This is a genomic window from Mycobacterium kansasii ATCC 12478, assembly GCF_000157895.3.
GTDB lineage: Bacteria > Actinomycetota > Actinomycetes > Mycobacteriales > Mycobacteriaceae > Mycobacterium > Mycobacterium kansasii.
The window spans coordinates 4,784,158-4,804,843 of sequence record NC_022663.1; the positions used below are offsets into that span (position 1 = coordinate 4,784,158).

Below are 20,686 nucleotides of genomic sequence, written 5' to 3' on the forward strand. Positions count from 1 at the left end.
GGGCAAACCACTGTGTCTGATTCCCGGCGCCTGGTCGACAAACTCTGGGCGTACTGCAATGTGCTGCGCGACGACGGTGTTGGTGTCATCGAGTACACCGAACAACTCACCTACCTGTTGTTCCTGAAGATGGCACACGAGCGGGCGACCAGAAAGCTCAACCCGCAGCAGATCGTTCCCGACGAATACTCCTGGCAGAAGCTGCTTGACGCCGAAGGAACCGACCTCGAAGTCCAATACACGAAGATCCTCGTCGGATTGGCACAACAGCCGGGCACCCTTGGCACGATTTTCCGCAAGGCGCAGAACAGAATTCAGGACCCGGCGAAGCTCAAACGCCTCATCGTGGATTTGATCGACAAAGAGAACTGGTCCGCTTCGGGCACAGATCTCAAAGGCGACGCGTACGAGGCGCTGCTCTCTAAGGGCGCCTCCGACAAGGGGTCGGGCGCCGGCCAGTACTTCACCCCCCGTGACCTCATCCGGGCGATCGTCGACGTCATCGATCCCACACCTGCCGACGAGGTCGTCGATCCGGCCTGTGGTACTGGTGGCTTCCTCCTCGTCGCCCATGAACACGCCGTGCAAGGGGCCGAGAACCTCACCCCGACGAAGCGCAAACACCTGCGCGATGATTTCGTCACCGGATACGAACTCGTCGACGCAACAGCGCGACTGGCGGCGATGAACCTGCTGCTCCATGGCATCGGAACCGCCGACGGCGACTCACTGATCGAGGTTCGTGACGCACTCATCTCTGACCCGGGCCGGCGCTGGTCGGTAGTGCTGACCAACCCGCCGTTCGGCCGCAAGTCGTCGTTGACGATGGTCGGTGCCGATGGTCGGGAGGTGCGCGAGGACGTCGAGATCGAACGGCAGGACTTCGTCGTCACGACCAGCAACAAGCAGCTCAATTTCCTGCAGCACATCATGACCATTCTCGACATCAACGGTCGCGCTGCCGTCGTCCTTCCAGACAACGTCCTCTTCGAGGGCGGCGCGGGCGAGACGTTGCGACGAAAGCTGCTGGCCGACTTCGACCTACATACGATCCTTCGCTTGCCCACTGGCATCTTCTACGCCCAAGGTGTGAAGGCCAACGTCCTCTTTTTCGACAGGAAGCCGGCCTCCGAGCAGCCGTGGACTACGAAGCTCTGGGTCTACGACCTACGCACCAACCAGCACTTCACCCTCAAGCAGAACCCTTTGCGCCGCCATCACCTCGACGAGTTCGTCGACTTCTACCTCAGCGGAAAGCCTCGCGACGAGCGTGTCGAGTCGGAGAGATGGAAATCGTTCACCTACAAGGAACTGATCGCGCGCGACAAGGTCAACCTCGACATCACCTGGCTACGTGACGAGTCGCTCGACGACGCCGATCACCTCCCAGCGCCCGAGGTCATCGCCAGAGAGATCGTCGAAGACCTCACTGCCGCACTTGCGGAGTTCGAGGCGGTCGCGGCAGCCCTGGAAGCCGCAGCGAACGGATCCGCTGACCTGACCTGATTGCGTTGACTAGGGCGCTGTGTCCACGGCGACGTCGGACCTTCGCCGTACCCTGGGTCAACGTTTGCTCTCGACATGCCGAAACGATCCAACGAGTTTCAGCGTCTAGTGGCGATGCTGACCATGCTCAAGAGTGGCGGCGCGACCGTGCACGAATCAGTCGAAGTGATGGAGATTGCCTCGCAAGAACGCCGCGAGGTCGACGTCATAGCCTTCGGGAAGGTCGCTGGCCATCAGAGCGCCGTTTCATTGAATGCCGCGACTGGAAGCGCCCGCAGAACGTCCAGTGGGTAGAGCAAGCTCGTACGAAGTTCGATGATTTAGGCGCGAACGTGAAGATTCTCGTGTCGTCGAGCGGATTTACGAAGACGGCGCTGGCGAAAGCTGCTCGCTTAGGAATCAAGACGATCACGACCGGTGAAGTCACGCCCGAGTTCGTTGGAAAAGTTGTCAACAGTGCTGATAGCGCCGAATATTGGCATTGGGTCACCCTCGTGCAGCAGGCAATCGTCGTCATCACTCGCGACGGTTTAACCCAGCAGCAAGAGCTTCCCGGAAACGTTCCGGTTTTGTATCCCGATGGATCAGAAGCTTCGATGTTCGAAGACCTCGTAAACCATGTCATGCGACAGCACACATGGGCTCACGACCAGTGGGAGGAGGTTGCGCGCAAAGGGGAGGGGCTATACGGCAAAGGCAAACTGAAGTACGTCGCAACAGCCGATGGCCCGGAGCCGAGATCCAACGGCCAGATGGTGTATGTCAAAGGGATCTCGCACGTGACGGGCCAGGAAGAACTGTTCGAGATCGCCAATGTCATAGTCACTTTCGAGGCTAAATGGGCCGTGGCGGACGTGCCTCTATCCCACGGTGAATACGACGGAACGTACTTCTCCACGGGCACAGCGCCCTTAGGTGACCACAACACAGTGCAGTTGGTCTACACAGAAACTCCCGAAGGCGAATTCGACGTAATCGGCCGCCTCGACGGCACCCTCGACACACTTGGAATCCAGATCCCAGCCGAGGCCGCTGATCCCGCGACTGATATGCCTGAGTCGGCCACCCAAGGCGGGTAGGTTGAGCCGCGCTCAGCGCGCCAGCATCTATGGCGGCAACCGCAGCCGATCCCGCGGTTGTCGGTGGCGATTGGCAGAATTTCCTGGGTGAGCTCTAGTACGCCGCGGTGCCGCATCGTCTACGACGACGAGTTTCGCTCTGATTTTGCGGAAGGGTTGCGACGCGACCCCTCGACGGAAGCGATGCAGCGAGGGTTCGAGGAACTCGCCGACACGCTAGGCAAGTTGGTGGACCGCCCCGATGAAGTGGCACTCGTCGTGGCAGTCAGTTTGGCCTCGGCCGTGCAACGCAGGCAGGACGCGTGCGCGACCTACGGACATCCTTCCCGTGGGATCAGCAGTCCCACCAGTTAGCTGTCCATCAGGGGCCACCCCACGCCCCGACGGCACTTGAGCAGTTGTCAGGGTCCGTAGCAACAACTAGGCGTCAAAGTTCGCGAGGTTCATGGCGAGATCAGCTCGAGGCGCGGGAAGAACGACCGATAGCGCCGGGGATCGCGCGTCAAGAGCGCACGGCCGGTCACGGCGGCGTGGGCACCAATGTAGAAATCCGGTAGCGGCGAACGCTTTTGGCCTTGCCGCCGCCGATATTCGAGGAAGCATTTGCCGGCCAGAAACGCCGCTTCCCAGGGCAGGTCCTCGCGCTCCAGCTCTGTTGGCAATGCCCGCTGGAGTTCCTCGATCCGCTCAAAGCCGATCGAGATCTCGCTGTAGATGATCGGATTGATCAGCGTTGGCCCACGGTCGAGGGCATCGGCAAGCTGCGTCTCAGACCAGTCGCACCAGCGGGGGTCCTCGGTGAACAGGTCGAGCAGCACGTTGGAGTCGACAAGCGTTCCGGCCACCAGCGAACTATGCATTGCCGCGCGTCAGTGCCATGATCTCGTCGGTGCTCATCGCAACTGTGGCACGGCCGCGCATCCGACGTGCGATCGCCTTGCCCCGGGTGGTCTTCTTGCGCACCAGCCGGGCACCGTGTTGGTCAAGTTCGAACTCGACCTCAGAACCCGGCTCAATGCCGAGCTTGCGCCGCACCGCGAGCGGAATAGTCACCTGGCCTTTGCTCGTCACCCGCATACCAGTCAGCCTATCAGCCGGTAATACCGCTAAGTAATACCAAGCCGAGCACCAGGTGCTACGGCGCTCTTGCGGGGGACGCCGATAGCCAGCGCGAAACGCGCAGCCTCGCGTGGGCCATAACAGCGAGTCTGCGACCGTGCATTCCCGCAAGTCTTGGATGAAGTGTCGGTGGGCTTGCTTAGGCTCTGACCGTGGAGTACGAGGCGATCAATTCGTTGCGGGAGCGCCACCCGGCTTGGCGGCTGCTTCGTGCCGGCAATGCCACGCTGATCCTGTCCTTCCTCGGGGGGTTTTTCGTCGAGGACAACCGAGGCGCCTGCCCAGCGAGTCAGGTCGCGACCGCCCTGGACGACTACGTGTACGCCCTGAACACGGAGATTCCCACCGAGAACGGTCAGCAACGCTTTCCGAGGGACGCTCGGTCCTATCTGGAGGACTGGGCGGCCACTGACGCGGCGTATTTGCGACGGTTTTACCCGGCGGGCGACGACGAAGTCCATTACGAGGTGACTCCGGCGTTCGAGAAGGCCTACGCGTGGGTCATGGGCCTTAAAGGCAGGTCCTTTGTCGGAACCGAGTCCAGGCTGCACACGGTGGTCGAGCTGCTGCGCCAGATCGTGCACGGAACCGAAGTCGAACCCGATGTCCGGCTGGCCGAATTACGGCGCCGCCGAAACGAACTCGACGCCGAGATCGCCGCCGTCGAGGCCGGGGTTGTTCAGGTGCTGGACGCGACCGGAGTCCGTGACCGCTACCAACAGCTGGCCACAACCGCGCGGGAACTGCTCTCGGACTTTCGCGAGGTCGAAGAAAACTTCCGGCTCCTCGACCGGGCCGCGCGAGAAAAGATCGCGGCCTGGGATGGGTCCAAGGGTGAACTGCTCGCCGAGCTGGTCGGAAGCCGCTCCCAGATCGCTGGATCCGACCAAGGCCGCAGCTTCCAGGCGTTCTACGACTTCCTTCTCTCCGAGACGCGCCAAGCCGAGCTGGCCGAACTTCTGGCCAAGGTTTGCACCCTCGAGACCATCGAAGCCGACCATCGGATTCGCGGTATTCACCACGACTGGTCCGAAGCCGCCGACCGGGCGCAGCGCACCGTCCGGCAGATATCCGAACAACTGCGCCGCTTCCTCGACGACCAGATTTGGCTGGAGAACCGGCGTGTCCTCAATTTGGTTCGGGCAGTGGAAAGTTCAGCGCTGGAACTGCGCGACAACCCGCCGCCCTTCGGGCTCGAGCTGGATCAGCCGGGCATCGAGATTGCCCTTCCCTTCGAGCGCCCGCTCTACCAGGTGCCCGCAGCGGTCGCGGTCGAGAGCACCATCCCACCGGCGAGCGAGGAGATCGACACCGACCTGCTCTTCGCGCAGACCTTCATCGACCAAGCACGCCTGATGGAGACCATCCGCGATGTTCTGCCGGAGAATTCTTCGGCGCTGCTATCCGACATCATCGCGGCACACCCCATCGAGCAGGGTGCGGCAGAGATCGTCGGCTACCTGGCACTCAACGACGAGGAGGTGAGCGTCGAGATGGACGACACCGATGAGACTCTCCTGGAATACTGCGACCCCGCCGACCCGGAAATCGCCAAGCGAGCGAGACTGCCGAAAGTGACGGTGCGACGACGATGAGCAACGAGCATGCCACCGCCAGCGCCATCATCCGGCTGATGCAAGGAGTCGTCTACCGCGAGTCGGACGAGGACACCTGGCTGACACTGGAACGCTTGGGTGCCGGCGTGCGAGACCATTTCGCCACCATAGGTGTCGACGTGGTAGTCGATGACGCCGAAGGCTATGCCTTCCTTCGGTCCCGGCCATCCGAAGATGGCGACGATGCGCTCCCGCGGCTGGTGCGCAGGCGAGCACTGACGTACAACGTCAGCCTGCTACTGGTGCTGCTACGCAAGCGGCTCGTCGAGTTCGAGACGACCGGCAGTGAGGGCCGACTGGTTCTGACCACCGACCAGATCGTCGAGATGCTGCGACTGTTCCAGGCCGAGTCCAGCAACGACGCACGAGTCGTGGACCAGGCGGAGACGACGATCAAGAAGGCCGCCGAACTCGGCTTCCTACGCCCATTGCGCGGTCAACGCGACCATTGGGAAGTTCGGCGAATCCTCAAGGCCTACGTCGACGCCCAGACCCTGTCGGACTTTGCGACCAAGCTGCGTGAGTATGCCGGAGCGGTGACCAGTGATGAGTGAAACACCTTCTGCCACAGCCGCGCTCGGGGACACCCGACGGGTCGGTTACCGTCTGCAGCACGCGGAGGTGTTGAATTGGGGTACGTTCGACACCCAGGTGTGGCGGTTCAGCCCTGCCACCGATACCGCGCTGCTCACCGGTGATATCGGCTCGGGCAAGTCGACGATCGTCGACGCACTCACCACACTGTTGGTGCCGTCCCACAAGGCCGCCTACAACAAGGCCGCCGGCGCCGAGGCCAGGGAACGCACCCTGCGCTCCTACGTTGAAGGCCACTACAAGTCGGAGCGGAACGAGGCCACCGGAAAATCCCGCGCCAAGGGACTGCGCGAGAACCGGGGCACGTACTCGGTGATCCTCGGAGTTTTCACCAACCATGGCTATGACGAGACGGTCACCCTGGCCCAGGTCTTCCAGCAGCGCGAGAGCACCGGCCAGCCCCACCGCTTCTTCGTCGTCGCGACAAAGCAACTGTCTATCGCGACGGACTTCGCCGACTTCGGTTCCGACCTGCGTGATCTTCGCAAGCGGCTGCGGGCCGCCGGAGCAGACATCTTCGACGAATTCCCCAAGTACGCAACCTCGTTGCGTCGCCTGCTTGGAATTCGATCGGAGCAGGCCCTCGAGCTGTTCCACCAGACGGTCTCGCTGAAGTCCGTCGGCAACCTCAACGATTTCGTGCGCGACCACATGCTCGAACCGAGCGATTCGACCGAGCGCGTACGCGACATCATCGCCCATTTCGACGATCTGACCAAGGCTCACGACGCCGTCAAGCGGGCGCGCGAGCAACTCGAGGCACTCGAGCCCGTCGTAGCGACAACGGCGAAGTACGACGATGCCCAGACGCAGCGCGACGCCCGGGAGCGCGAGCGATCCGCCGTCCGGCTTTTCATCGCAGAGCTTCGGTCAAATCTGCTGGCCGGCGAAATTTCGCAGTTGGAAACCGAGGGCGCGGCCCTATGGCGCGAGCAGGACAGCGCCAAAGCCCGGCAGCAGATGCTCACGCGCGAACGCGAATCCCTCATCGAGGAGCGTGCAAAAGCGGGCGGCGATCGCATCGGCGAGCTGGAACGACTGGCGCGCGAGGCGCGGGATCAGGCCGAAACACGGCGTCGCGCAAGGACTTTGTTCGACGTCGCCGTCGCCACCGCGGGACTGGGAGAGATCGCCGGCAGCGCGGAGTTCGCAGCCCTATCCGCTCTGGTTTCCACCGAGCGTCCCCGGCTGGCAGCCGAAAAACGAGACCTCGATACGGCCTGCGCCGACGCGATCGGGAGAGAGAAGGAGCTGCAACGCAAGTGCGATCACATCGCGCAGGAGCTCACGAGCCTGCAGCAGCGCACCAGCAACCTGCCCGTCGAGCAGGTTGAGGTGCGCGCCGAGCTGTGCGCGGCCCTCGGGCTGACACCGGACGATCTTCCTTACGCGGGTGAGCTTCTCGATGTTTTCGACGAGCACGCCCAGTGGCGGGGAGCCGCCGAACGCGTGTTGCGCGGGTTTGCCCTCTCACTGCTGGTGCCACCGCAGCACTACGACGCCGTCGCCGGATGGGTTAACGGTCGACGGCTGACGTTTCACGGCAGCGGCGGAAAGGTGACCGGAGCCAAGCTGGTCTACGAAAGAGTTGCGCGGCAACGTGTTCGCCTACAGCGCTCGGAGCATGACGGGCTGCTGCTCGCGGACTGTATCGACGTCAAGGACGGGCAGTTCCGCGAGTACCTCATCAACGAACTCACGAAACGAGCCGACTTCCGTTGCGCGGCGAGCCTTGAGGAGTTCGGCAGCCAGCGGCGCGCCGTTACCCGCGAGGGCCAGGTGCGCTCCGGTGAGCGCCACGAGAAGGACGATCGCTATCGCATCGACGACCCGCGTCGTTGGGTTCTCGGCTGGGCCAACGAACGAAAGATCGCCGCGCTGCGCGCTGAGCTCGCCGAGCTGGAAGCCGAGCGCGATGCGACCGCATGCGAGCAGGCCAGGCTCAGCGGATTGCGGGAAGCGCTGCAAGAACGGCTGGATGCGCTTCTCCGGCTTGAGGGATTCCGCGACTGGGCCGACATCGACGTTGACGAGGCGCAGTCGCGCGCCAGCGACCTCGAAGCCGAACGGGTTCGGCTGCAGGCCGGATCGTCGCGTTTGGAGGAGATCGCCCGAGCGCTCGAGGACAACGCCAAACAAGCTGAGGCGGTAGCGAATTCGATTGAGCAACTAACGGGCAGGCTGGCCACCACCGCCGCGAGGGCCAAGCAAGCAGAACTGGACAAGAATCGCGACGACGAACTCGTCGCGAACCAGCCGCACGGAGCGCTGGCAGCCGCCCGCGAATCGTACCCAGCCCTCGACGAGCGCCTGGGAAAGAACCGTCCGAAGCGGGCAGCGGAGTGTGCCGAGACCGAGAACGCACTGGCCGCGGATCTGCATCAACGTATCGACCGGCTTAACAAAGAACTTGGCGGCTATGCCCAGAGCCTGATCCAGTCCATGCTCAAGGTCTTGACCCGGTGGCCGGAGCTTCGCGGCGACATGGACGCCAACGTCGATGCGCGCCAAGAGTTTCTGGCCTACCGCGACCGCATCGCGACCGACGATCTCCCGCGGTTCGAGAGCGAGTTCAAGGAACAGCTCAACAAGAACGCCATCCAGGAGCTGGCCGGGTTCAACAACTGGCTACACCGGCAAGCCTCGGTGATCGACGAGCGCGTCGAGCGGATCAACGAGGCGCTCGGGGCGGTGCCCTACAACCCGGGCCGCTTCATCCGGTTGGAAAAGGAGCCCACCAACAACCAGGACGTGGCGCAGTTCCGTTCGGACTTGCGCAACCTGACCAACGACAGTCTCGCGCTCGACGGCGACCAGTACTCCGAGCAGCGCTTCCTCGACGTCAAGCGGATCATCGAGCGCTTCCGCGGTCGCGATGGCTACGCCGAATCGGACAAGAACTGGACCCGACGGGTTACCGACGTGCGTAACTGGTTCGTATTCTCCGCCTCCGAGCGCGACGTGGAAACCGGCGCCGAATGGGAGCATTACAGCGACTCTGACGGCAAGTCCGGCGGCCAGAAGGAAAAGCTCGCCTACACGATCCTGGCGGCGTCGCTCGCCTATCAATTCGGGCTGGAGTGGGGTGCGCAGCGGTCACGAGACTTCCGGTTCGCGGTCATCGACGAGGCATTCGGGCGCGGCTCGGACGTCTCGACACGTTACGCACTGGATCTTTTTGCGACGCTTGGGCTGCAACTTCTCATCGTCACGCCGCTGCAGAAGGTTCACGTCATCGAGCCGTACGTGAAGGCGATCGGATTCGTCGACAATCCGACTGGAACATTCTCTCGCCTCCAGACGATGACGATCGAGGAGTACCGGACACGACGGGACGGACGACGGCCATGAGCGCCGGGTGGACCACGCCAAACGACATTGCCGCCAGGGTCAGACGCCGGTGGGACGACGGATCGCTGTTACGTGCCTACGCCAACGGTGATCGGTTTGATCCGATCGAAGTCGCGCTTCGCGGCCCCAAACCGTCGCAAGTCGGCGACGATCTTGCCGCCGCCCGCGAGTGGGTGGGCGCTCTGGATGCCGGCCGTCGCGACGACAGCCGATACACCTTGCAGTGGCAATCGATCGGAGGCCGACAGATTGGCCGTAACCGGCTGCCCGTCCGCGCGGTGGTGTCGATGGACCAGGCCTGGGCGCTGTTGGGCGTGACGACGTTGGTTCGCTGTTTCGACGAGCTTTTGGTTCTCGCACAACAACATCCGCAAGTTCGGAAGTGGATAGTTGACAATCCGCATCGTGCGCTGGCGCTGGCGCACGAAATGCCACAGCTGATCGCTGCCTACACTTGGCTGGACACTCACCGCAATTCGAACCGGTATCTCCGTGAGATCAGTGCACCCGGCGTCGATACCAAATTCGCTGAAAGGCACCGACCGGTCCTGGCAGCGATGCTTGCCGTTTCCTCGACAGCCACGGGATTCCTGGCCGGCATTGGCCTGAGATGCAAGCCGGGATTGGTTCGGTTGCGGCCCGCGCCTTCGTTGGGCCTGCCGCCCCCGCTCACCGAGCTGGCGGTGCGTTCCGAGGAGTTGGCGCAACTCGCGGTGCAACCACGCGCAGCGGTAATCATCGAAAACGAGATCAGCTATCTGTCCGTCGACGTCCCGGAACACGGTGTCGTGGTCTGGGGGAAGGGTTTCGAGGTCGACAGCGTTGGTCGACTGCCATGGCTGGCGGAAGCCGAGGTGCTGTACTGGGGAGACATCGACACCCACGGATTCGCCATACTCGACCGGCTACGGGCGTGGCTCCCGCAAGCGCGCTCAGTGCTCATGGACCGTGAAACGCTGCTCGCGCACCGCGACCGTTGGGTGACCGAAGACCGTCCGGCCACGTCCGTTCTCACCCGCCTGACGCCCGACGAGCAGGACCTCTACTCGGAACTGGTCGAGGACGCGTTGGGTGAACGCGTGCGTCTCGAACAGGAGCGAATCGACTGGCAGTGGACTATACATCGGCTATCAGGTGTTATCAGCGCGGGGATTTGATGAACGGTCGTCGAATTGTCGTTGCACGTGATGTGCCTGTAGCCGCGTCCCAAGTTCGGTGTATGACCTAAGAGTGGCCCAGATGGTGGAATGTGATGTGGGACAGGCCCACCGCCGCCGCGCGGTCGAAACGCTGGACGAGATGAACTCGCGACAACATGGTACAAACGCGCCGTCGAACCCATCCGTCGCCGGGATGCCGACCTGCCATTGAGATGGCGTTATGGGTGCGGGAGCGTTACGCAAGCTTAGAAGGGGTGATGATGTTCGGCGACACTGGTTCACACCAGGGGAAGCCCTACCGCCCGCCTAAACACGCCCAGGATCGGGCCGATCGACTATCGCGAGAACAACCGGCGGCGCAATGCAGCTGCGCTACATAAGTGTCCCGGCGTTGATCGCTGAGGCCGGTGGGGATCCGTGGGCGATCAACCAGAGCCTGCAAGCTGGTCAGCCGTTGCAGATTTCCCATCTAGCCGAAGCCTTTCACGCTGCGGGCAGATGCACCGCCGAGGCCGACGCCGCGTTCGAGCAAGCCCGGCGCCGGTTCGATGGGGCCTGGAATCATCAGAACGGTGACCACCCGATCAATGATTCTGCAGAAGTTCAGCGGACCGTCCAGTCGCTCGGTGCGCAGTCGCTGCAGTTGCCGAAGATCGGAGCCGACCTCGAAAACATTGCCGCCGCGTTGGCCGAGGCGCAGAAAAGCGCTGCTGGCCAGATCGCCGCGCTGGAGGCCCAATTGGGGCGGCTCGATGAATTGATTGGTCAGGCCGTCGAGATGGAAAAAGACATCCACCTCAGCGCTGCGGACAGGGACGCCCTCGATACGTTTGTCAACGCTTGTGAAGACGACGCGATCCGCGACACTAAGGCCGCTGTGGGCCAGCTAGAGGCGACTCGCAATGGCTACTCGGCCACATTGCAGAACTCATTGTCCAGTTTGCGCGCCGACGGCTACGACCCCGCAAGTATCCAGGCGGTCGAGGGTCCGCAGTCGCCGGTGCCGGTACTGCCGGATGACCCTCAACAGTTTGCGCAAGCATGGAACGCTCTCACCCCAGAGCAAAAGGACGCCGAGTACCACCAGAATCCGTTTATTGGCAGCCATCCTGGAATGCCGTGGGACCCGCCAGATCATCTCGGCAAAGACCACTACAATCGGCTGCACCTGTCAGACTTGCAACAGCACACCCAGGCCGATGTCGACCGAATGCAGCAGCGCGTCAACCAACTCCTCAATGGGCTATACATGGGTGACCACAGCCAGTCGACCACCGACGAACTCAACGCCCTAAGGCCTCAATTGCTCGCGGCCCGACACACCCCGGAGGGCTACAAGACTGTGCAGGCCACCCTGAACCGCAACGACGGTGTAAAGCGCTACCTCGGCCTCATCGATGACAAAGGTCACGCGGCAGTAGCCATCGGGAACCCCGACTATGCCACGCGCAATGCCATCTTGGTGCCCGGCACCGGCCAAGACCTCTCAGCCTTTGAAGGCAGCGATTCCAAATCTCTGGCCATGTTCCGCGCCGCGCTGCGCGCCGACCCCAGCCTCAACCCGAGCGATGTCGCGGTCACGACGTGGATGGGCTACGACCGGCCGATGAATCTTTTCGAGGCCGCATCCCCCGATCGGGCCCGCGCCGGTGCAGAGGCGCTCGATTCGTTCGAAAGCGGAATGCGGGCCTCCCATGTCGGTGGGCCGTCGATCGACACTGTGATCGGGCACAGCTACGGCTCAACGGAGGTCGGCGCAGCCGCGACAGGCGGGCACCATCTCGACGTCAATAACGTCATCGCGGTCGGCAGTCCCGGGATGCTCTCGCACCATGCCGGCGACTTGAATCTTGATGCCGGTGCCACCGTTTACGGCATGAGGGCGCGTAACGACATCATCGAAATGGTCACCGACCTGACCCTCGGTCATGACCCTGCGGCGTCGGAGTTTGGCGGGACACGGTTGGTGGCGGCGCCGGGCCCCAGCAGCGATCCGGTTGGATTGACGCCTAGCGTCGCGGCCCATAGCAGCTACTGGGATTACGACAACCCGGCGCTGCGTAACATGGGCGCCGTTATCGCTGGCGTTCCGGCTCCCCAAGTCATTCCAAACGAGGGGGGACGTTAGGCGCAATGAACCATCTGCACCGGCCATCTAGACTGCGCATCCTCACTGCTCTGTTGATCGCGATGTTGGTCGGTGCTTGCAGTCACGGCAGCCCGCTCGGGCCGCCCACACCTACAGGCGCCACCGTCCTTGGAGGCACACCCATGGAGTCAGCACCGGCACCGCCACCGGGATGGAAGTTGCAACCCGTAGTGCCCGAAACCCAGCAGCAAGCCCAAGACGCGCTGATTGGATACCTCACGAAGACCCTACAGAACCTTCCCCCGGGAACAACTATTGACGCCACCCGCTATAGCGGTGGAGCCAACACCGTCCCGTGCAAAGATGTCATCAGCGGTACGCCGCCCTTAGAGCTATCCACGGTCGGCGACCTCAAGCCTCCTCCCGGCGCCGACGTGGATGCCATAATTGCGAAGACCGGCGACATCTGGAAAAGCTGGGGCTGGTACGTCTTCGAACGAGACGGCTTCTACAAGCCCAACCGGTTTGGATATTCCCCTGACGGCTACAGCTTGAGCATCGAAGCGACATCCCGACCGGGCTACCCGCCCACTCTCGGGGGAGTATCACCTTGCTTTCCCCCCGATGTTCCGAATGATCGCAGCCCCTTTCCTATGATTCTCACTGCGTGATGACGCTGGGCAACCGTAATGGACAACCGATAGAACACTATCCACTGAAGTTGACGACCTACCGCCGAAAGTCCGTCGACTCGTGTCGGCGAAAGTGTCACTGGCGCAGGCTGAATCGCGCTGTCGGGCAACCTGTCAGCGGTCGTCGGGCAGATTGACAACCTTTCACTTTGGGCATCAGTCGAAGTCTCGAGGACTTCCCGTGGGACATGGGCATCCAGATCGTATGGGGCTGGCATGAGCCGGCGCTCAATCCGTAACTCCCGCTACCCACTCAGGCGTCGATGACCACCCGATCGCTTTTCGCTCGCGAAACGCAGACCAGCATTTCGTTCTGGCCCTCCGCGGCGCGCCCCCGACGATCAACCTCGCCGGCCAGCACCTTGACTTTGCAGGTCCCGCAGAACCCTTGCTGGCACGAATATGCCGTCGCCGGATCGCGATCGAGCATGACGCCCAGCGCCGACCGGTTGGCGGGCACGTCCAGCACCCGCCGTGAGCGTGCCAGTTCCAGCTGAAACGGAACACCGTCGACCACGGGCGGGGGACCGAACCGCTCATAGTGCAAGGGCGCGTTAGCGTATCGGCCCCGCGCTACCCGCACGGACTCCAGCATCCCGCTCGGCCCGCACACATACACCGCCGTCGTCGGCCCGGCTTCAGCCAGCAGGTCCTCGGCGGTGGGGAAGCAGCCGCGCTCGTCGTCGGCCCACACGGTCACCCGATCCGGCGCCACCGCCACCACTTCGTCCAGCAACGGCATGTAGCCCCGGCTCCGGCCGGCATATACTGCGCGCCAGTCGATTCCATGCTGATGGGCCAGCCGGATCATCGGCAGGATCGGGGTCACCCCGATGCCGCCGATGACGAACAACACGTCCCGTTCGTCGGTGACGAGGTAGAACGCGTTGCGTGGGCCGTCGAACATCAGCGTGTCGCCCTCGGCGAACGCCTCATGCATCTCTATCGAACCGCCTCCGCCGTCGGCGATCCGGCGCACGGCGATGCGGTAGTCGGTACGCCGCCCTGGCGGACCGCACAGTGAATACTGCCGGCGGCGCCCCGACGGCAGCCGGACGTCGATGTGCGCTCCGGGGGTCCAGGATGGCAACAGCCCGCCGTCACGGTCGGCCAACGTCAACGCAACCACGTCGGGGGCAATCAATTCACATTTGGCCACCACGGCGGCAGTGGTCCGCCGTACCGGCACTATCTGCGATGGCGACCACCGCGACGCCGAGGCAAAGCCGCCGAAAAGGGCACCCACGCCGCATAATGCGGTCAGCATGCGATCGCGCCGGCGGCGACCATACAGGTCGGCGGGCCTGCTGCTCCAAATAGTCTGCGCCACAACAAACTCCCTATGTCTGCCGAATGTCGAAGCGCGCGAACAGCCGAACCAGCGACGGACTGATGCGGCGCAGCGCATACCCGAGCCGAGACTCGGCCGCGACGGGTAACACCGCCGGGCCGGTTCGCACCGCCCTGACAATGGCTTTGGCGGTGGCCTCCGGAGTGTAGTTGCGCCGCCGGTACGCGGCGTCGGCCCTGGCGCGGGCGCGCTTCTGCTGCTTGGCGGTCAGCCCCGCATAGACCGTGCTCTTGGCGATGTTGGTGTTGACGAAACCCGGGCACACCGCCGTGACCGTGATGCCCTCATCGGCGAAGTCGGCGCGCATCGATTCGCTCAGCGCGAGCACCGCCGCCTTCGTGGTGCCGTAGGCGACCATCGATTTTGACGGCACATACGCCGCCGCCGAGGCCACATTGATGATCGTGCCCCCCTGACCGCGCTCGACCATCTGCGCTCCGAATGCTCGGCTGCCGTTGATGACGCCGCGAACATTGACCCCGATGATGGTGTCCCAGTGCTCCGGCGTGGTCTCCAGAAACCGGCCGGCCATTCCGATGCCTGCGTTGTTGATCAGGATGTCGACCACACCGTGCTTGTTACGCACTTGTGCGGCAAGGTCGTTCATCGCGACTTCGTCGCTGACGTCGGCCTGGTAGACCGCGGCCTCGGCGCCGGCGGCCCGCACGGCCTCCGCGGTGTCGTTGGCACCGGCCAGATCTCGGTCGACGATCACCACGGCATGCGCACCCTGACGGGCCAACTCCACTGCGGTGGCCCGGCCGATCCCGGCACCCGCCCCGGTGACCAACGCGAGTGTGCCTGGCACAGAGCGCGGTTGGGTGGACTCACCCGCCGGGGCCACGCCTTCGGTGATCATGTCGACCCACTCGCCGGTGAGCCGCGCGATGACGTCGGGACGCGAGGTCACCACCCAGTGGCTGCCCTCGATCGGTACGACCCTGCCCTCGGCCGGAATAGAACCGGTGAAACGCTGCAGGGCCGGTGTCACGAAATAGTCCTGACGGGCTACCAGCACCTGCACCGGGACGCGGGCCTGCGGCAGTTGCGCCGGCGGTGCCATAAGCGGTGCGGGCATGTTGGCGCGGTACAGGTTGAGCCCGTTGAGGTAGTCGTCGAGCGACCGGGGCGACGCGTCACGCCGGCTGCGGGTGCTTGATCGGCCGATACGTTCAACGGCCTCAAACACTTTCACCTGCGCCCGGGACCGGATCGCTATCTCCGGCGCAACCGGACACAGGAAGAACCAGATGTAGGAGGAAGCCAGGATCTGTCGGGCGACGTCGACCAGGGCGCGCGGCGTGCGCGGTGACCGCAGAAACCGGCCGGCATAGTCCAGGTGCGCCCCGGAGATCGAGGTGAGCGAGGCGATCCTGGCCAGCACGGAGTCGTCGGTGACCGCCGTCCAGCCTTGGATCGCGCCCCAGTCGTGCCCCAGCAGGTGGACCCGGTCAACGCCGAGGCCGTCGATCACCGCGCCGACGTCGGAAACCAATTGGGGGAGCCGGTATCCCGACTGGTCGGCCGGTCGGCTCGATTCGCCGGCACCGCGCACGTCGTAGGCCACGACGTTGTATTTGGCGGGGTAGCGCTGACCGAGTTCCGTCGCGACGCCGTCCCACACGTGGTGGTTGTCCGGGTAGCCGTGGACGGCCAGAAGGGTCGGGCGCCGCGGGTCGATCTCGGTGTAGGCGTGCACCGCTAGGGTCACGCCATCCGATGCGGTGACAGTACGGGCCATGGCTCCTCGATGCTCAGTGCGACGCTCGGGCCGCAGGGGATCGGGCCAGATACTCGACGGCACGTCCGACCCCGCCGAGCTGGGACGGGTGGAAGCGCGGCGTGTAGTAGGCGCCGATGACCCGCAGGAACTGGAAAGGCCCCGGCACCAAGCCCCGTCGCGCCGCGTCGAAGTAGTCGCGCCAGCGTGGTTGGGTGCCCGGCGGCAAGTGCGGGTCGACGGAGTACATGAACCGCACGCCGCGGATGAACAACCACAGCATCGCCGGCGTGACCAGCAGCTGGGTGCGCACTTGCCGCCAGTACCCGGCCCGCAGGTGCTTCATGGTGTCGAAGGCGACCGCCTTGTGCTCGACTTCTTCCGCACCGTGCCAGCGCAGCAGATCCAGCATCACCGGGTCGGTGCCGAGGGCGTCGTGCTGCGGGGTGTCGAGAATCCATTCACCCAGGATGGCGGTGTAGTGCTCGATGGCCGCCACGATCGAAACCTGCTCCAGCAACCAGCTCTGCCGTCGTCGCAGGCTCCACCGGGGCCGGTCACCGATCAGCTTGCCGAACAGCCAGCGGAGCTGATCGGTAAACGGTTTCGCGTCAATGCCTCTGGCGGCGAAGCGCTCGAGCACCCCGGAATGTGCCTGGGCATGCATGGCCTCCTGGCTGATGAATCCCTGCACGTCCAGCCGCAGCTGGTCGTCCTTGATCAGTGGCAGTGCCTTCTTGAACACCTCGACAATGAACTCTTCGCCCGCCGGCAGCAGCAGATGCAGGACGTTGCAGAAGTGGGTGGTGAAGGGCTCGTTGGGCACGTAGTAGAACGGCAGCTTCGCCCAGTCGAACTCGACGTCGCGCGCCTGAAGGACGATTCGCTCGTGGTCCAGCGACGCGTCATGCGGGCCCGCCGCCTGGTCATCGACAGTGAACATGGTGATCCCCCTGGACGGATGCGCCCTTACCACGAGTCCTCCACGTCGTGGCTACGCACTGCATTGCGCCTCGGTCTCAGCCTCGGTGATCAGCTGCTCGCGCCGCAGGAACTCGACCAGCGCATCCACCGTGTCGGCCAGGGCCGGTTCGCGCAACCCGACCTTGGCCAGCGCGCGGGCATGCCGGTACTGCGTGTTGTCGTAACGCTTGTCGCGCATCGCCTCGATTTTGCCGGCCGAGCGGGTCAGGAAATCGACCAGCGGGTACAGCGCGTCGCGCGGCGTGCACCGGCGGTTCAGCTGCTCGGTGAATGACGGGATGTCATGGTAGGCAAAGCCGTAACCGTAGCGTTCCGACAACAGCCGGGTGATGTCGGTCAGGTTGTAGTAATCATCCGCCGTCAGGTTGAAGACATGGCCCGCGTCGGCCGGCAGGCCCATCAGTCCGACGATGTGGTCGGCGACCAGGTCGGCCGGCAGCAAGCTGATCTGGTTGTGCGCGTTGACGGCCAGGCCGTGCTCGATCATGAACGCGGTGAGGCGCACCAAGATGTCGTCCCGGCTGCCGAAACCCGCGCTGGTGGGCGAAATGAGCGACGGCCGGTAGATCCGCACGTCGAGTCCTTGCCGCTGCGCGGCCAGCGTCAGCTGCTCGGCGACCCACTTGGTCTGCGAGTAGCCGAAATCCAGCCCGGCCATCTCCGCGTTCCCATACGACTCGCCGACCACCGGCATAGTGCTCCAGCCGTAGATGAAGGTGCTGGAGACCAAATGGAAGCTCTTGCGGTGGGTGGTCAGCGCCAGCCGCAGCAGCTCCCAGGTGCCGATCACGTTGGCCGGACGCAGTGCGTCGTAGGTTCGGACATAGTTGACCAGGGCACCGTTGTGGACGATGCCGTCCACGGTGTCGGCCAGTCGCCGGAACCCGGCCTCACCGATTCCCAGGTGAGGTTCGGCCAGGTCGCCGCAGACCACCCGAACCCGCGCCAGAACTTCGGCCTCCAGCGCCGGGGACCATAGCTGGGCCCGGCGTAGCGAGGCGATGATCCGATCGTGACCGTGTGCCGTATCGGTGGCGCGGACCAGCGCGTGGATGGTGTGAGACGTCCGCCTCAGCAGGCTGGCGAGCAGGAACGGTCCCAGGAACCCGGTCGCGCCGGTCAACAGGATATCGCTGGGTGCGCCCGATCGCGCCGGCGGGAGAGCCGGCAGCGGCAGCCGCGCGTCGACGCGCATCTGCATGGCCTCGTATGCCTCGTACTCGGCGGCAATCCGGTCGAGCGCGTGGCGCAGGGCGTGGATCGGCTGCCCGGACCCATCGCCGAATTGCCATACGAGCCGGAAGAACTCGGCGACGGTCAGGCGCTGCAGCAATCGAGTGTTGACCTCCTCGGTCAGCTCCGCCGCGCCGTGCTCGTCCAGCAGCGCCTGCAGGTCGGCGCGCAGTTCGGCCAGCGCCAGTGAGTCGATGCCGAGATCGGCGAAGGAGCAATCCTCGTTGCCGGTGAGGTCGTAGCTCTCCATCAGATGACGGAAGCGTTCCAGCGGACCCGCGGTGGCGCCCGATACTTCCTGGGTCGGGCGGGTGTGGCTCGCCAGCACGGGCAGCTGACCGTCCAGCCACATCTGTCGGGTCTGAGCGCGCCTGATCTTGCCCGAGGTGGTCTTGGGAATACTGCGCGGCGGCGCGCACACGATGGTGTGCGGATCGACGTGGCAGTGGCGGCGGATCGACCGCGCCAGTGCCTTCGGGTCGGGCGGTGACTGCTCGTCGCGCACCTCGGCGACCACGACCAGCGCCTCCTGCTCGTCGTGCTCGACCGAGAAGGCCGCGACGCAGCCGTTGCGAACCTGTGCGGCCGACCGCTCCACCACGGCCTCGATGTCGGAGGGGTAGCAGTTGACGCCGCGGACGATGATCAGGTCCTTGCTACGGCCGCAGACGAACAGCTCGCCCTCGTAGAGGAAACCGAGATCGCCGGTCCGGAGATAGGTGCGCTCCGCATCGTCGGTGACACGGGCCGCGAAGGTCTCCGCGGTGAGCTCCGGGCGGTGCCAGTAGCCGCCGCCCTTGGAGGGTCCGTCCAGCCACACCTCGCCGATTCGGCCCTCGCCCAACGCCTGCCTCGACTGGGGATCGACGATGCGGACCACGTTTCCGGCAACGGGCTTGCCGCAGCTCACCACCCGGGCCTGGTTGTTGTTCTCCGGCAGCGCCTTTTCGACCCGGGCAAGGTTCTGCCCCAGCGCCCGCTTGTTCAAAGCCAGCGTCTGGCGCCCCCGGATGGACACGATCAGGGTGTTTTCGGCCAAGCCGTAAGCGCCGGCCAGCGCGTCGGGCCGCAGACCGTAGCCGGCGAAGCGCTGCCGGAACCGCGCAAACGTGTTGGCGCGCAACGGCTCTGCACCGACGACCAGGCTGTCCAGGCTGCCCAGATCGATCCCGGTCAGCTCGTCGGTGGGCAGCTTGTCCGTACGCAGGCAGTACTCCAGCGCGAAGTTCGGTGCCGGGCTGTGGGTGGCGCGCACCTGACTGATCAGCCGGAGCCAGGCCGACGGCCTTTGTAGGAAATCGGCCGGCGACATCGCATGGGTGGTCCCACCGAGCAGCATTATGAACAGGTAAGCGGAGATCAGGCCCATGTCGTGGTGCTGCGGGAGCCAACTGACGGCCACTTCGCCGCCGGCGAACGCCGAGCCGTTGGCGATGACGTTGGCGTGGCTGACGATCACGCCCTTGGGATCGCTGGTGGAGCCGGAGGTGTACTGCAGGAAGAGCACCGGACCGGGCGTGTCCGCCACGGGGGCGCCGCCGAACTCCCAGGTGCCGTCCGTTGCAAACCACGGCAGCTCCGGAGGCCGCGCTGCGTCGGGCCACGGCAGCCCGCCTGGTCGGTGCCCGAGCAGCAGGCGGTAGTCGTACTCGAGCTGTTTGGTCGACAGCACCGCCTTGGCCTGGCAGTCCCGTGCGATGAAGCTGAGCTTGGCCAGGCCCGCTTCGAACGCCATGGGCAAAGGCGGGCTGACCGGTACAGCGATCACCCCGATACGAGCGCAGGCGAAGAATGCGGCCACCATCTCCAGTCCCGGCGGGTAGACCAGCAGCGCCCGGTCTCCCGGCCGCAGCCCGGCCTCTGCAAACAAATAGGCGGCCAGCTCGCGGGTCCGTTCGGCGAAGCTTTGATAGGTGTAATGCTCGAGCTCGCGGCCTTCGGCATCCACGAACCGGTAGAGGGTCTGGTCTGGCCTGCGTGCTTCCCACATCCGCAGGTAATCGATAAGCGTCTCCATGGTAGGAGCCATTCCCCCTTTCCGAGCCGGTCTTCGACCGGATCGACGGAACCACGTCATTCACTAATCGGTAATGCCAAGCGTAACGCAGCGGACCGATAACAAGCAAAGGATTTCAGTACCTTTTATGCGGGTTTGTACTAACCTCACAGGCGCGTTTCGGTTAACGAGTCAT

General features: G+C 64.2%; 15 protein-coding genes. 9 read left to right on the forward strand and 6 right to left on the reverse strand.

All coding sequences use genetic code 11. The features are described from left to right. The first annotated feature begins 12 nt into the window (after positions 1–12). The 3 genes from MKAN_RS20910 to MKAN_RS20925 all read left to right on the forward strand — a co-directional run bounded on the left by MKAN_RS20910 (position 13) and on the right by MKAN_RS20925 (position 2,939). Positions 13–1,506 carry a type I restriction-modification system subunit M gene (locus MKAN_RS20910; protein ID WP_023371807.1) on the forward strand — a complete coding sequence of 498 codons (1,494 nt, stop codon included), beginning with the start codon at positions 13–15 and terminating at the stop codon, positions 1,504–1,506. 332 nt (positions 1,507–1,838) lie between these two features. Next, positions 1,839–2,585: a hypothetical protein gene (locus MKAN_RS20920; protein ID WP_023371811.1), complete on the forward strand. Its 747-nt coding sequence runs from the start codon at positions 1,839–1,841 to the stop codon at positions 2,583–2,585. A gap of 87 nt (positions 2,586–2,672) precedes the next feature. Then, positions 2,673–2,939, forward strand: coding sequence for a hypothetical protein (locus MKAN_RS20925; protein WP_023371813.1), 267 nt, complete (start codon positions 2,673–2,675; stop codon positions 2,937–2,939). Between the two features lie 89 nt (positions 2,940–3,028). Here the strand turns inward: MKAN_RS20925 and MKAN_RS20930 are convergent, their stop codons facing one another. Both MKAN_RS20930 and MKAN_RS20935 read right to left on the reverse strand, forming a co-directional pair. Then, positions 3,029–3,430 carry a type II toxin-antitoxin system VapC family toxin gene (locus MKAN_RS20930; protein WP_099185081.1) on the reverse strand — a complete coding sequence of 134 codons (402 nt, stop codon included), beginning with the start codon at positions 3,428–3,430 and terminating at the stop codon, positions 3,029–3,031. A 7-nt stretch (positions 3,431–3,437) separates the two neighbouring features. Further along, positions 3,438–3,662, reverse strand: a complete 225-nt coding sequence (locus tag MKAN_RS20935; RefSeq protein WP_023371817.1) for an AbrB/MazE/SpoVT family DNA-binding domain-containing protein — start codon at positions 3,660–3,662, stop codon at positions 3,438–3,440. A 194-nt stretch (positions 3,663–3,856) separates the two neighbouring features. Here MKAN_RS20935 and MKAN_RS20940 point away from each other — a divergent pair, with 194 nt between their 5' ends. The 6 genes from MKAN_RS20940 to MKAN_RS29930 all read left to right on the forward strand — a co-directional run bounded on the left by MKAN_RS20940 (position 3,857) and on the right by MKAN_RS29930 (position 13,185). Continuing rightward, positions 3,857–5,299, forward strand: coding sequence for a DUF3375 domain-containing protein (locus tag MKAN_RS20940; RefSeq protein WP_023371819.1), 1,443 nt, complete (start codon positions 3,857–3,859; stop codon positions 5,297–5,299). After that, positions 5,296–5,874, forward strand: coding sequence for a DUF4194 domain-containing protein (locus tag MKAN_RS20945; RefSeq protein WP_023371821.1), 579 nt, complete (start codon positions 5,296–5,298; stop codon positions 5,872–5,874). Before MKAN_RS20940 ends, MKAN_RS20945 begins: the two co-directional genes overlap by 4 nt. Then, positions 5,867–9,265, forward strand: a complete 3,399-nt coding sequence (locus tag MKAN_RS20950) for an ATP-binding protein (protein WP_023371823.1) — start codon at positions 5,867–5,869, stop codon at positions 9,263–9,265. The genes MKAN_RS20945 and MKAN_RS20950 overlap by 8 nt, the downstream gene beginning before the upstream one ends. After that, positions 9,262–10,422 carry a Wadjet anti-phage system protein JetD domain-containing protein gene (locus tag MKAN_RS20955; protein WP_023371825.1) on the forward strand — a complete coding sequence of 387 codons (1,161 nt, stop codon included), beginning with the start codon at positions 9,262–9,264 and terminating at the stop codon, positions 10,420–10,422. The genes MKAN_RS20950 and MKAN_RS20955 overlap by 4 nt, the downstream gene beginning before the upstream one ends. 364 nt (positions 10,423–10,786) lie before the next feature. Continuing rightward, positions 10,787–12,553 carry a putative alpha/beta hydrolase gene (locus tag MKAN_RS20960; RefSeq protein ID WP_023371827.1) on the forward strand — a complete coding sequence of 589 codons (1,767 nt, stop codon included), beginning with the start codon at positions 10,787–10,789 and terminating at the stop codon, positions 12,551–12,553. Positions 12,554–12,744: 191 nt separating this feature from the next. After that, on the forward strand, positions 12,745–13,185 hold the full coding sequence (locus MKAN_RS29930) for a hypothetical protein (RefSeq protein WP_232336957.1): 441 nt from the start codon (positions 12,745–12,747) through the stop codon (positions 13,183–13,185). 274 nt (positions 13,186–13,459) lie between these two features. Here MKAN_RS29930 and MKAN_RS20965 read toward each other — a convergent pair whose 3' ends face one another. From MKAN_RS20965 to MKAN_RS20980, 4 genes are read right to left on the reverse strand one after another with little or no spacing between them, the layout of a single operon-like run. Continuing rightward, positions 13,460–14,536 (reverse strand): PDR/VanB family oxidoreductase, encoded by a 1,077-nt coding sequence (locus MKAN_RS20965; protein WP_036391187.1) that lies wholly within the window; start codon positions 14,534–14,536, stop codon positions 13,460–13,462. A gap of 10 nt (positions 14,537–14,546) precedes the next feature. Continuing rightward, positions 14,547–16,298 carry an SDR family oxidoreductase gene (locus MKAN_RS20970; protein WP_023371831.1) on the reverse strand — a complete coding sequence of 584 codons (1,752 nt, stop codon included), beginning with the start codon at positions 16,296–16,298 and terminating at the stop codon, positions 14,547–14,549. A 13-nt stretch (positions 16,299–16,311) separates the two neighbouring features. Then, a complete protein-coding gene (locus MKAN_RS20975) occupies positions 16,312–17,220 on the reverse strand; it encodes a metal-dependent hydrolase (RefSeq protein WP_023371833.1) in 909 nt (302 codons plus the stop codon). Positions 17,221–17,271: 51 nt separating this feature from the next. Continuing rightward, positions 17,272–20,511 carry a thioester reductase domain-containing protein gene (locus tag MKAN_RS20980; protein ID WP_023371835.1) on the reverse strand — a complete coding sequence of 1,080 codons (3,240 nt, stop codon included), beginning with the start codon at positions 20,509–20,511 and terminating at the stop codon, positions 17,272–17,274. Positions 20,512–20,686 lie beyond the last annotated feature (175 nt).

What these genes read in the sequence shown, in the direction of transcription:
- MKAN_RS20945 (WP_023371821.1), top strand. Translation starts at nt 5,296, where the DNA reads ATGAGCAACGAGCATGCCACCGCCAGCGCCATCATCCGGCTGATGCAA.
- MKAN_RS20980 (WP_023371835.1), bottom strand. Translation starts at nt 20,511, where the DNA reads ATGGAGACGCTTATCGATTACCTGCGGATGTGGGAAGCACGCAGGCCA.
- MKAN_RS20935 (WP_023371817.1), bottom strand. Translation starts at nt 3,662, where the DNA reads ATGCGGGTGACGAGCAAAGGCCAGGTGACTATTCCGCTCGCGGTGCGG.
- MKAN_RS20970 (WP_023371831.1), bottom strand. Translation starts at nt 16,298, where the DNA reads ATGGCCCGTACTGTCACCGCATCGGATGGCGTGACCCTAGCGGTGCAC.
- MKAN_RS20955 (WP_023371825.1), top strand. Translation starts at nt 9,262, where the DNA reads ATGAGCGCCGGGTGGACCACGCCAAACGACATTGCCGCCAGGGTCAGA.
- MKAN_RS20975 (WP_023371833.1), bottom strand. Translation starts at nt 17,220, where the DNA reads ATGTTCACTGTCGATGACCAGGCGGCGGGCCCGCATGACGCGTCGCTG.
- MKAN_RS20950 (WP_023371823.1), top strand. Translation starts at nt 5,867, where the DNA reads ATGAGTGAAACACCTTCTGCCACAGCCGCGCTCGGGGACACCCGACGG.
- MKAN_RS20960 (WP_023371827.1), top strand. Translation starts at nt 10,787, where the DNA reads ATGCAGCTGCGCTACATAAGTGTCCCGGCGTTGATCGCTGAGGCCGGT.